This window comes from Crocosphaera sp. Alani8, from assembly GCF_038442745.1.
GTDB lineage: Bacteria > Cyanobacteriota > Cyanobacteriia > Cyanobacteriales > Microcystaceae > Crocosphaera.
Genome location: NZ_JARVCN010000075.1, coordinates 1 through 11,580, shown reverse-complemented (window position 1 = coordinate 11,580; position 11,580 = coordinate 1). Strand labels below are relative to the sequence as shown.

The 11,580-nt window shown below is 37.5% G+C and carries 15 protein-coding genes; 8 read left to right on the top strand and 7 right to left on the bottom strand.

What is annotated here, in order from left to right; translation table 11 throughout:
- Window positions 1-37: 37 nt before the first annotated feature.
- Both P9B04_RS05670 and purM read right to left on the bottom strand, forming a co-directional pair.
- Complete coding sequence (locus P9B04_RS05670; protein WP_342054032.1) at window positions 38-262, bottom strand: hypothetical protein; 225 nt, start codon at window positions 260-262, stop codon at window positions 38-40.
- Between the two features lie 17 nt (window positions 263-279).
- Window positions 280-1,302: a phosphoribosylformylglycinamidine cyclo-ligase gene (gene purM / locus P9B04_RS05665; protein ID WP_342054031.1), complete on the bottom strand. Its 1,023-nt coding sequence runs from the start codon at window positions 1,300-1,302 to the stop codon at window positions 280-282.
- 164 nt (window positions 1,303-1,466) lie between these two features.
- Here purM and P9B04_RS05660 point away from each other — a divergent pair, with 164 nt between their 5' ends.
- The gene (locus P9B04_RS05660) at window positions 1,467-2,456 is read left to right on the top strand and encodes a glycosyltransferase family 2 protein (RefSeq protein WP_342054030.1); all 990 of its coding nucleotides are present in this window, start codon (window positions 1,467-1,469) and stop codon (window positions 2,454-2,456) included.
- Window positions 2,457-2,461: 5 nt separating this feature from the next.
- On the opposite strand, the gene P9B04_RS05655 is transcribed toward P9B04_RS05660, so the two are convergent.
- Window positions 2,462-3,208, bottom strand: a complete 747-nt coding sequence (locus tag P9B04_RS05655; protein WP_342054029.1) for a creatininase family protein — start codon at window positions 3,206-3,208, stop codon at window positions 2,462-2,464.
- Between the two features lie 101 nt (window positions 3,209-3,309).
- On the opposite strand from P9B04_RS05655, the gene P9B04_RS05650 reads away from it, so the two are divergent.
- Complete coding sequence (locus P9B04_RS05650) at window positions 3,310-4,068, top strand: response regulator transcription factor (RefSeq protein ID WP_342054028.1); 759 nt, start codon at window positions 3,310-3,312, stop codon at window positions 4,066-4,068.
- A 28-nt stretch (window positions 4,069-4,096) separates the two neighbouring features.
- Here the strand turns inward: P9B04_RS05650 and P9B04_RS05645 are convergent, their stop codons facing one another.
- Window positions 4,097-4,345, bottom strand: coding sequence for a HypC/HybG/HupF family hydrogenase formation chaperone (locus P9B04_RS05645; RefSeq protein ID WP_342054027.1), 249 nt, complete (start codon window positions 4,343-4,345; stop codon window positions 4,097-4,099).
- Window positions 4,346-4,553: 208 nt separating this feature from the next.
- Here P9B04_RS05645 and P9B04_RS05640 point away from each other — a divergent pair, with 208 nt between their 5' ends.
- Window positions 4,554-5,606: a dipeptide epimerase gene (locus P9B04_RS05640; protein WP_342054026.1), complete on the top strand. Its 1,053-nt coding sequence runs from the start codon at window positions 4,554-4,556 to the stop codon at window positions 5,604-5,606.
- On the opposite strand, the gene P9B04_RS05635 is transcribed toward P9B04_RS05640, so the two are convergent.
- Together P9B04_RS05635 and cbiT are read right to left on the bottom strand one after the other, a co-directional pair.
- Window positions 5,603-6,499, bottom strand: coding sequence for a phosphatidate cytidylyltransferase (locus tag P9B04_RS05635; RefSeq protein WP_342054025.1), 897 nt, complete (start codon window positions 6,497-6,499; stop codon window positions 5,603-5,605). The genes P9B04_RS05640 and P9B04_RS05635 overlap by 4 nt on opposite strands.
- A 139-nt stretch (window positions 6,500-6,638) precedes the next feature.
- Entirely contained in the window at window positions 6,639-7,229 is a 591-nt protein-coding gene (gene cbiT / locus P9B04_RS05630) for a precorrin-6Y C5,15-methyltransferase subunit CbiT (RefSeq protein WP_342054024.1), read from the bottom strand.
- 301 nt (window positions 7,230-7,530) lie between these two features.
- Here cbiT and P9B04_RS05625 point away from each other — a divergent pair, with 301 nt between their 5' ends.
- Window positions 7,531-8,085: a Uma2 family endonuclease gene (locus P9B04_RS05625; protein ID WP_342054023.1), complete on the top strand. Its 555-nt coding sequence runs from the start codon at window positions 7,531-7,533 to the stop codon at window positions 8,083-8,085.
- A 19-nt stretch (window positions 8,086-8,104) separates the two neighbouring features.
- On the opposite strand, the gene P9B04_RS05620 is transcribed toward P9B04_RS05625, so the two are convergent.
- Window positions 8,105-8,965 (bottom strand): sulfotransferase domain-containing protein, encoded by an 861-nt coding sequence (locus tag P9B04_RS05620; protein ID WP_342054022.1) that lies wholly within the window; start codon window positions 8,963-8,965, stop codon window positions 8,105-8,107.
- A 185-nt stretch (window positions 8,966-9,150) separates the two neighbouring features.
- Here P9B04_RS05620 and P9B04_RS05615 point away from each other — a divergent pair, with 185 nt between their 5' ends.
- The 4 genes from P9B04_RS05615 (at window position 9,151) to P9B04_RS05600 (ending at window position 11,527) form a co-directional block, all read left to right on the top strand.
- On the top strand, window positions 9,151-9,951 hold the full coding sequence (locus P9B04_RS05615; protein WP_342054021.1) for a pentapeptide repeat-containing protein: 801 nt from the start codon (window positions 9,151-9,153) through the stop codon (window positions 9,949-9,951).
- An 85-nt stretch (window positions 9,952-10,036) separates the two neighbouring features.
- On the top strand, window positions 10,037-10,891 hold the full coding sequence (locus P9B04_RS05610; protein WP_342054020.1) for a universal stress protein: 855 nt from the start codon (window positions 10,037-10,039) through the stop codon (window positions 10,889-10,891).
- Window positions 10,892-10,990: 99 nt separating this feature from the next.
- The gene (gene psaM, locus P9B04_RS05605) at window positions 10,991-11,083 is read left to right on the top strand and encodes a photosystem I reaction center subunit XII (RefSeq protein ID WP_035829246.1); all 93 of its coding nucleotides are present in this window, start codon (window positions 10,991-10,993) and stop codon (window positions 11,081-11,083) included.
- A gap of 111 nt (window positions 11,084-11,194) precedes the next feature.
- Window positions 11,195-11,527, top strand: a complete 333-nt coding sequence (locus P9B04_RS05600) for a slr1601 family putative cell division protein (protein ID WP_342054019.1) — start codon at window positions 11,195-11,197, stop codon at window positions 11,525-11,527.
- Window positions 11,528-11,580 lie beyond the last annotated feature (53 nt).

The window sequence follows — 11,580 nt, the reverse complement described above, 5'->3', positions numbered from 1 at the left end:
CCCTGGTTTTATGAACATGGTTTGGAACTTTGTCTCGTCAGGTGCAAGATGTGAGAATTACAGAACCTAAAATTAATCCTAACCAAGCATTATTGGTGAGAAAAGCAACCGAAGCACTAACAGAAGCTCCCGTCAATAACATCCCTTCCAAAGCAATATTTAAAACCCCGGAACGCTCCGACCACATTCCCCCTAGAGCGGCAAAACCGAGAGGAACAGACAAACGAACAGTTGCCATTAAATAATCCAGTAGAAGACTCATTTAAAATTAGGAAACCCTTATAATCCTATCAAAGTTCTATTTCCTTCCACCACTTCTCCAATTTCGTAAGCAAAAACCCCTTGACTTTTAAACCATTTAATGTTCTCAATTACTCTTTTTTGGGGAACAATAATAACTAAACCAATACCCATATTAAAAGTATCAAACATAGCCGAATTTTCAACATTTCCTGTATCAGCAATCCACTGAAAAATAGGTAAAATCGGCCAACTTTCTGGATTAATTTTAATAGATTGATTTTCCTTCAAACAACGGGGTAAATTTTCCGGTAAGCCACCTCCTGTAATATGAGCCATGCCTTTGATTTCCATCCCAGAGTTTAAGGCTTCAAGAATAGGCTTAACATAAATTTGGGTAGGGGTCAAAAGAATTTTTCCCAAAGTTTGCTCTCCTAGTATATCAAAGCGATCGCTCCAATTTAGATCATTAACCTCAACAATTTTACGAATTAAACTAAAACCGTTACTATGCACCCCACTACTACTTAAACCAATAGCCACATCCCCAACATTAATTTGCGAACCATCTAGAAGTTTACTTTTTTCTACGATACCGACACAAAAACCAGCCACATCGTATTCACCCGCACCGTAAAAACCGGGCATTTCTGCGGTTTCTCCCCCCAATAAAGCACAACCACTCAACTGACATCCTTCCACAACCCCTTCTACCACATCCCTTAACTGTTGGGGGTTTAATTGTCCCGTGGCCAAATAATCTAAAAAGAACAGAGGTTTAGCTCCAGACGTTAGAATATCGTTGACACACATAGCCACTAAATCAATGCCAATGGTGCGATGAGAATTAAGAGCTTGAGCAATTTTGAGCTTAGTTCCTACTCCATCGGTACCAGAAACTAAAACAGGATTTTCATAACCTGTAGGTAACTCGAAATAGCCCCCAAACCCCCCTAAACCGCCTAAAACCTGGGGATTATGCGTACTCTCAACAGAACGGCGAATTTGATCCACAAATGAACGACCGGCCTCGATGTTAACCCCTGCGTCTTGATAGTCCATAAAAAAGCGATGAAACTCTCATAACTTGCACTCAGTCATTGTATCTAATATTGTCTTGTACGTCTCACCCAACTTGCCTAGAAAAAAGTAAGGAACAAGAGAAAAAAGCTATCATAATTAAATTGTTTAAGCACTCCATTGAATCCATTCCATAGCATAAATTTATGTCATCTAACCTTAATTCGGTAGAAATATCAATTATCGTTCCTTGTTATAACGAGGAAGCCGGTCTTAAACTGCTTTTTGAAAGACTATTAGGGGTTTTGGATCGTCTTAGCTTATCTTATGAAGTAATTTGTGTAGATGATGGTAGCAGAGATAAAACCCTAGATTATCTAATTGACTATCATCGTCGTTATCCAGAGATTAAAGTTATCAGTCTTTCCCGTAATTTTGGCAAAGACATTGCTTTAAGTGCAGGATTAGAAAACGCACAAGGTAAAGCTGTTATCCCCATCGATGCTGATTTACAAGATCCCCCCGAGTTAATTGAACAGTTAATTGATCAATGGCGAAAAGGATACGATGTGGTTTACGGAAAACGTCGCTCACGGCAAGGAGACAGTTGGGTAAAAAGGGCAACAGCTAACGCTTTTTATCGTATTATTGGTAGTATTAGTAGTGTTCCCATTCCCCGTGATACAGGAGATTTTCGTTTACTGGATAGACGAGTAATAGAGGCAATCAAAACTATGCCAGAAAGAACTCGCTTTATGAAAGGGTTATTTGCTTGGGTTGGCTTTAAACAGACTTATGTATTATACGATCGCCCCAACCGACTACAAGGAACCACTAAATGGAATTATTGGAAGTTGTGGAATTTTGCTTTAGATGGAATCACTTCTTTTAGTTTAGTTCCTTTAAAAGTTTGGAGTTATTTAGGGGTAGTTTTATCGTTTCTAGCATTTATTTACGGTAGTTTTTTAATCATTAGAACGATTATTTTAGGGATCGATGTACCGGGATACGCTTCTTTAATGGTAACCATACTATTTATTGGTGGTGTACAGTTAATTACCTTGGGAATATTAGGAGAATATCTAGGGCGTATTTACGAAGAAACCAAACAACGTCCCCTTTATTTAATTCGAGAACGTTATGGATTCCAGGATGAAGGACATTCCCAAACGTTGGAAAGCTCCAATTTACCTTAATTAAATCAATCAGCTTGTAGAAATTTAAGATAATTTTCACTTAATTCTTTAACCGCTAACTCGTACAATTGTTTACCGTGTTCCGGAGTAGCTAAAGTAGGATTAGATCCCATGCGACCATCGGGATAATGGGAGCGAAAATCTGTCGCACCATAAATAGGATAACCGGAATTTACATCGGGAGATAAAGGAGCATTTTTAATAGACTCTGGATAAACAAATTGAGTCACAGCAACTTCTGAAGGAGTAGCATGAGATCCCTCTTGATCCCCGTAAAGTTCTTTGGCTTTTTGATAAACAGCACGACACATAAACCAGTTACCTACTCGAGCGCGAACTTGATTAGCTTGGGGCATATTGAGATGGGATAAATGATAATAACTCTCAGAAAAAGCAGCCTTTAAAGTAGCAATATTACCCCCATGTCCATTAATAAAAAAATAACGAGTAAATCCTGCTGCCGTTAAGCTGGTAAGATAATCAAGGATCACCTGAATTAAGGTACTAGGACGTAAGCTCATGCTGCCAGGAAAAGCGGTATGATGCAACGCCATACCTACATTGATTGTCGGTCCAACCACCGTTTGCGTAGTTTCCCCTACCCCTTTGGCGATCGCTTCTGCACAAATGGCATCGGTTCCAATCAATCCTGTGGGTCCGTGTTGTTCTGTTGAACCAATGGGAATAATGATTCCTGTATTGGTTTGTAAATAGTCTTCTACTTCAGGCCAGGTCATTAAGTGTAGCAACATACAAAATCAATGGTATAACAATGATGAGGATCGGACACTCTCCATCCTAACGGTTTAGTTTTATTGTTTGTATTGGAATATAATTACAACTCAGATTAATTATGCTGTCTTTTGATACTAGTCAAAGTCCCTCTAACCCCTCTGTGGTCAATACTCATCGCATCCTGGTGGTGGAGGATGAAGACGTTATTCGAGATATGGTGGTTTTGGCCTTAGAAGATGAGGGTTATGACATCACCGCAGTTAGTGATGGACGGGCGGCCCTAAACTTATTACAACAAGAAAATACAAATGCCAAAACGCTAACAACAGAATTCGATCTGTTGGTTTTAGATTTGATGTTACCTCAAGTTAACGGTTTAGATATCTGCCGTCTGTTGCGCTATCAAGGCAATATCATCCCCATTTTAATCCTCAGTGCCAAGGCCAGCGAAACTGACCGAGTTTTGGGTCTGGAAGTGGGGGCAGATGATTATTTGACAAAACCCTTTAGTATGCGAGAATTGGTGGCCCGTTGTCGGGCTTTAATTCGTCGTCAAAATTTTAGCAGTTCTTCATCGAGTTCTGTTAAACAGTTTCGTGACATTACTCTCTACACTGAGGAATGTCGGGTGACTTTAAGGGAAGAAGAGATTAGTCTCTCTCCCAAAGAATATCGTTTATTAGAACTGTTTATGAGTTATCCTCGTCGGGTTTGGTCGCGGGATCAACTGATCGAACAAATCTGGGGGCCCGATTTTTTGGGAGATACAAAAACTGTGGATGTTCATATTCGTTGGTTACGGGAAAAATTAGAAGAAGATCCTAGTCAACCAGAGTATTTAATCACGGTTCGCGGGTTCGGTTATCGGTTTGGTTAAAATTAATTTTTCTGTTTATTGGAATTATTTATAATTGATGCTCTGATAAAATTGCTTCCATTTCTCGGAATTCAGCAAGGCTTTTTAGGGCCGCTTCTTGGTCTAAAATACTCAGGGCAAAACCAACATGGACAATAACATAATCGTCAATTTTTACATCAGGAACGTAAGCTAAACTTACTTCTTTAATAACTCCCCCAAAACTTACTTTCCCTTTTCTCAATAAAGGATCATCTCCGCTAATACTAACAACTTTTCCAGGAACGGCTAAACACATGATTGATTAAACCTCAATGGATGGATAAATAAGTGGGTGTGTTCTCTTTGAAGGTAAACACTCTGAGACAATGATAGATAAGTACATTTACCCTATGAATCAATAATCATGATACAGTGATAATAAATATTTACCCAGACGATTAACTAATTTTTTAAGGTCTATTGCCTGTTTGTTGAATTATTCTTAATCAAGTTTCGTAAATTTCATGCGCCTTACCTTTCAACCCTTTACAGTTCATAAACGTTTTCCCTTAACCATTAGTCGGGGAACCACGGCGGAAAATACTAATTTATGGATCAAAATAGAAGCAGAGGGAATAGAGGGATGGGGAGAGGCTTCTCCTTTTTCCGTAACGAAAGAAAAAGATATAAATAGTGATTATTTACAACAAGAATTAATAAAAATTATTCCCATTTTGGATAAATATAATCCCCTACAAAGACAAGAAATTGAAACTATTTTATTAGAAAATAACCTGAATTCTTCTCTACGGGCTGCTATCGATACTGCGTTGTACGATTGGTTAGGGAAAAAAGTCAATTTACCTCTTTGGAAATTATGGGGATTAAAGGGCAATCGCTTGTTTTCTACATCTGTTACTATTGGTATCAGTTCTCCAGAAAAGGCAATAGAAAGAGTGAGAAATTGGCTCAATTTTATGGCGGTTAAACTGTTAAAAATTAAGCTAGGTTCTCCAGAGGGAATAGAAGCAGATAAAGCTATGATTTTGGCTATCCGTAAAGAAAATCCCCATCTTCCTTTAACGGTTGATGCTAATGGAGGATGGACATTAAAAGATGCGATAGAGATGAGTGACTGGTTAGCAAAAGAAAACGTTAAATATATCGAACAACCTTTACAAGTGGGGGATGAAGGTAATTTACCCCAATTATATCAACGATCGCCGTTACCGATTTTTGTGGACGAAAGTTGTTTTCAAAGCGAAGATATTATCAAACTATCTCCTTACATTCACGGCATTAATATTAAACTAATGAAAGCAGGGGGATTGAGTGAGGTTATGAGGATGATCGCCTTAGCTAAAGCTTGTAAATTACAAGTAATGTATGGTTGTTATTCTGATAGTAGTTTAGCTAATACAGCGATGATTCATTTAGCTGCTTATGCAGATTATTTAGACTTAGATAGTCACCTAAACTTAATAGATGATCCCTTTGTGGGTGTTACTCTCAAGGAAGGAAAATTAATGGTTAATAATTTACCAGGATTAGGGTTTAAAATGAACTCAGAAACTTAGTTTATTTGTTGCAACATGGGTAACAATAAGGTGACAAAATAATAAACTAAAGGGGCAGTGAAAACATAACTATCCGTTCGATCCAAAATACCACCGTGGCCAGGAATTAATTGACCAGAATCTTTAACGCCGGCATCTCGTTTCATCATTGATTCTGTTAAATCACCCAATAAACTAACAACACCAATCAAGATCCCCAAAAACATCCCCGTTAAATACCAGTAGGGCCATTCTAAATACCAAGCCCCAACTTCTCCGATAATAACACTACCTAATAAGCCAAAAAATGCCCCTTCTACGGTCTTTTTAGGACTAATATCGGATAATCTCGTTTTTCCTAACCATTTCCCCATAACATAAGCCCCAATGTCAGCAGCCCAAATACAACCAAAGGCTAAACAGGTAACGGTTAAAGCAGGAGGAAACAATTTGGGTTCCATCCAAGATTCGGGCCAATATCCCATAAACGGTAGATTACTACTGGCAACCTCTACCGTGGGAACAGCATGGGCAAACCCTACCCGTAATCTTACCCAATAACTGGGTAAATATCCTCCATAAAATAGTCCTAATACGGAGGTAGAAATATCGGCAATACTAGCTAATTTTGGCTGGAATAATAGATAAAAACAGATCAATGCGCCAGTTAAGGGAAATAAAGCATCCGTTAATGGTGGTGCGATGGCCGAACTGATCAACAATATTTGAGACACTACTAGGGTTGTTTTAGCGGCCGGAGCGATACCTTTTACCCTAACCAACTGGAAATACTCTAATTGTCCTAAAAAGACAATCACACAAAGTCCAAGGGTGAAGTACCATCCTCCGACGATTAACATCCCCAAGGCAAAGAAAATAGCAACAATAGTCGTAATAATTCGAGTCCAAGGCATAATAGAAAAATATCAAGATGAGGAGTCAAGAGGCAAGAAAGTTAAGAATTCTTTATGAAAGGTTAACAGATTTTTTTCTTTTACTTAACCAACCTTCTAAAATGGCTAACAACCGCCTCTTCATTCATGTTACAGAAGGCTAAAACTTTTCACCACTAAGAATGAAAATAGGATCAACGGCGGCTAGGGTTTGATTGATTCCTCTGGTTTCAAGACGGTTCATCCCCCCTTGAACAACCTCTATATTCCGCGCTTGTAGGGCGGCTAACCCCTCTGAAACCAGGTAAAGGTTTTCTAAGTTAGAAGCAGTGGCTACTAGCCGTCCTTCGGGCTTTAATCTTTGCCAACCTTCCGTTAATATATCCTTGATAGGTCTTCCCCCTTCGAGACAAATGCGATCTGGTAAAGGTTGCAGTTTGTCAAGACAGTTGGGTGCTTCTCCCTCAAAAATCTCGACGTTTTTTACCCCAAAGCGATCGCAGTTTTGACGGATTAGATTGACTACTTCTCGATCTCTTTCAACCGCAACAATCTTACTTTCGGGGCATAATAAGCCAATTTCAACGGGAATAGTCCCTGTTCCTGCACCAATATCCCACACCACCGAGTCTTGTTTCAATCGCAAAGCACAAATGAGAAGTAAGCGAATTTCTCTTTTACTCAGGGGAATACCTGGTAGCCTTTCAAATAGATTATCGGGAATACCAGGGGTTTTATAAGGCCAGAGCATAATTGTATAACCTTTTGACAGTTAAATAAAGTAACAATTTGTAGCAATGTTGGGAATTTTCTTTTTAACATTGTAGAACGTAGATTATCATAAATTACACTAAGTATTAATAATGAACATACATTATCGATATTGAATTAAATAATTATTTTCTTACTAACGTGAAAGTTATCGCAATTTATAAAAATAGCAAACTCATTAGTAGAGATATTTTACATCAATTTTGAATTAGTATTGATGCTCAAAATTCACAATAAAGTCTTGAGAAACCAGAAAATTCATAGTTATTAAATAAAGCATTATGACTACCTATAGTTTAATGAAATGGACAGTAGAAGATTATCATCGCATGATTAAAGCAGGAATTCTCGATAATCGTCATGTAGAGTTACTTAAAGGGGAAATTATCGAAATGAGTCCTGAAGGAACCTTTCATCGTTTTCTAAATCATCGAGGAGTAAAATATTTGCGATCAATTCTAGGAAATGAAGCAGAAATTATGGAATCTCATCCGATTACATTGTTAGATTCAGAACCGGAACCTGATATTACTATTGTTCGCACTCCCGATACATTATATCTTAATCGTCATCCCTATCCTGAAGATATTTATTGGATTATTGAAATTGCTGACAGTACCTTGAATAAAGATTTAACTGAGAAAAAAACTTTATATGCTCAGTTTAATATTTCTGAATATTGGGTGATTGATATTCAAAACAAAATGTTATATATTTTCCAAAATCCTCAAGTAAATGATTATCAAATAACTAAAATTCATCAAGAAGGTGTCATTAATCCTCTTACTTTCCCAAAAGTAGAAATTGATGTTAAAAAGTTAATAGCTTTAGAATAGTTGATTTTTTCAATACACCTTAATCTAGCCAAAGATTTTCTAAACCTGTTCCAGCAGTTTTCGTGATAAACTTTTCTGTTAATCTTTGCTGCTGTTGCGGTGAAAAGTAATCTTTCCATGATCCTACTTTTCCCTTGTGGACAAAAGGAGGCATATTTTTAGGACGTTTACTAGACCAGCGTTGCTGATCTTTTTTCATATTTTTTAATGAACTATTTATAATAATTTTACTTAAAAAATCCTCATTTTTTATGGTTTCTAAATAGTCATTGCCTAGAAAATCACCTATCTTTAAAATAATCGATTTTAGATCATCTTTCATACTTTCATAGGTAAAAAATAAAACATTTTCATCCTCTTTATGTTCATACCAAGGAACTAAATTATCAAAATAATCCCCAAAGTCAACTTCTCCTTTTATAAAGCATTCAAAAAAATCATCAAAAGTTCCATCAGCAAAATTATAATGTTGAACAAATCCCCTAGTATGATGATAAAATGAAACTAGACAATCAAAGGGATTTCTGGCAACATAGATATATTTTGCTTGTGGGTGGTGGGGTGTTAACTTGTAAGGTAAATGGGTTTTTATTACTCTTGGTTGAGGTAATTTTTCTATAGTTTTTTTCCCGACTTCTTCTAGGTGAGGTATATGAGTTTCTAGTTTTTCGGACGGGGATAAAGGTTCCCCTTGATGTTGCATTAACCACAGAATGTATTGTGTCCAAGTTGTACCACATTTAGGGTAGGTAACAAGAAAAATGTCCGAGGGTTGTGCCTGATATTCTAGGGCAGATGTAAACCCTTCAGTGTGAAATCCCATTGGCATCCGAAAGCCATTATGATTATTATAACTTGGTCTTTTTCTAACTTTTGACATTAGTTTTTAAAATCTTCTAATAGTTATTTATTTATCTTGGTTACTTATAAATTTGCTTTTCCTTTTACTATACTAGCATATTTCTTTAACTTGATACTTTTTGGTTAACATTAATCTAGAAAATTCGATTGCCACCATAATTTGGTAAAGTATTAATGGGGAAAGTTGAAAATATCGGTATAATTATGGCAAATCAAACACATCTGGCCCTTTTACACAAAGAGAAAAACTGGATAAGTTGGCGGATAAATAACCCTCAAATTTGTCCAGATTTACAAAACATTGATTTAACAGAAAAAAATCTCAAGAAAGCTAATCTATGTGGAGTAAATCTTAGTAAGTCTAATTTAAAACAAGTAAACTTAAGTCAAGCAAATCTTGAGAAAGCCCAACTAATACAAGCTACTTTGATAGGGTCTAATTTAAGTTGTGCCAATCTCAATCAAGCTAACTTAATTGGAGCAAATTTACTTCAAACTAACCTTAAAAAAGCCCGTTTATGGGAGGCTAACTTAATTGGAACTTGCCTAAGAAATAGTCAAATACAAAAAGCAGATTTTAGTGGTGCGCAACTAAATCGTACTAATTTAAGCGAAGCTTGTGGACAAGAAACTAACTTTTGTGAAACCAATCTTTCCCAAGCAAGTTTATACGAAGCAGAACTGCAGGGAGCTTATTTTTATCGTGCTAATCTATATAAAGCCCAACTAATTCAAGCCCATTTACATAGTAGTTATTTATGCCACGCTAATCTACGAGAAATTAAAGGCGATCGCTTGGATTTAAGATGGGCTAATTTATCCCAAGCTAAACTACAAGGAGCCAGCTTGCAAGGAGCAGACCTGAGTTACGCTAACCTTAGCTACGCTAACCTAGAAGGGGCAAACCTGCAAGGAGCTAACCTGCACGGGGCAGATTTAACAGGGACAAATCTAGAACAAACCGACTTATGCGGGGTGGACCTCTCAAAAATAATCCAGACTTAATAAAATTTTAAATATAGAGGTAAAAAATAGCAGTATTGTAATAGTGATAGACAGCTAATCGTGGTTAATAATTGAGTTTCAATCCATGCTGGAAAAAATCTTATATACTGACTCAGGAACAGGAAAAACCCAAGAAATGTTACAGGTGTTGATGGATCTTCCTGTCATCAAAAAAGCCAACCTAAACATTCTCCACGTCGTACCTCCCCAGATTACTAGCGATGCGATCGCTGCCAAATGGGAAGAAGGGGGAAAATTAATCGCAGCCATTCTCGACAGTCTCAAAATCGATCCTACCCAAGTATCCACCATGCTACGTCAAGGGGATCCTAAAGACACCGTCTGTAAGGTGGCCGACGAGATCAACGCTGATTTAATTATTATGGGTTCCCGAGGACTACAACGTCTCGAGGCCATTCTCAAACAATCTGTCAGTCAATACGTTTTTCAACTGAGTAACCATCCCATGTTGCTAGTTAGGGATGATGTGTACGTCAAAAAGATTAAAAGAGTAATGGTGGCACTCGATAAGTCTCCTGCTGCTGAATACGCTTTAGATTTAGCCTTATATTTATTGCGAGACTACCAAGAAGCAGAATTAATTTTGGCCAGGGTTAACCCCGATATTAAACCAGAATTACTCCCCCTATCGAAAGAAGAAATGGAAAATAATCCCATTGTCTCAGAAGCAGCCATAAAAGCAAAACAGAAGGGAATTCCCTATCGCTGCGCTGTTACAGGGGGAAGGCCAGCAAAACAAATCTGTGAGCTGGCAGAAGAATTCAACGTGGACTTGTTATTATTGGGATCACCTGATCGCCGTCCTTCCATAGCGAAAGCTTTACCCGACTTAGATCGTCTGTTGGGAACCTCTCTATCAGATTATATTAGGGTCAAGGCTAACTGCCCTGTGTTGATGGTTCGTAAAGAAGGCCTTTAGGAAACGAAAGTTAAATCTTTGTAACAAAATGTTTCACAAACGGGCAACAATGATGCAAAGTAAGAATAAAACTAATTCCATTCTAGGAGATCACCATCCATGTTATCAGATACTCAAGTTTTAGTTGCTTTAGTTGTTGCTTTAGTTCCTGGGGTTCTTGCTTTTCGCTTAGCCACGGAACTTTATAAGTAACCACTTCGTTTAATAAAACAGATACGGATTCATCCCAACAGAAACAACAATATCGGGTTTTTGTTTGGGATGAATACCCTAATGTAGATAAGTTATCTGTTTAATATATCCATGTCAAGACAGCGTCGTTCTCGTAGTAAAAGCGTTTCTACTGCTAACCCGGAACATCAATGGATTGCTACAGAAATTGCCATTAAGTTAGCTACCAACAGCATTTTATCAGCCCTGGCCATAGTTAGTTTATTCAAATTAATTCCCTATCAATGGTCGCAACAAGCGCAGTTAAAGGAAATTAGAGTAGAAGTAGAAGAAACAGAAAAACGAGTGTCTCAGTTAAGAGATGATTTTCGTCATAATTTTGATCCTCATAAAACCGAGAAAGTTATGGAAGAACAAAGTCCTCGTTTATACCCTACCCAAAGGCGAATTTTTTGGCTTAATTAATGGTATCTTCTCAAAAAGCCAGGGGTCACTCGCTGCGAAAACTTAGGCCAAAC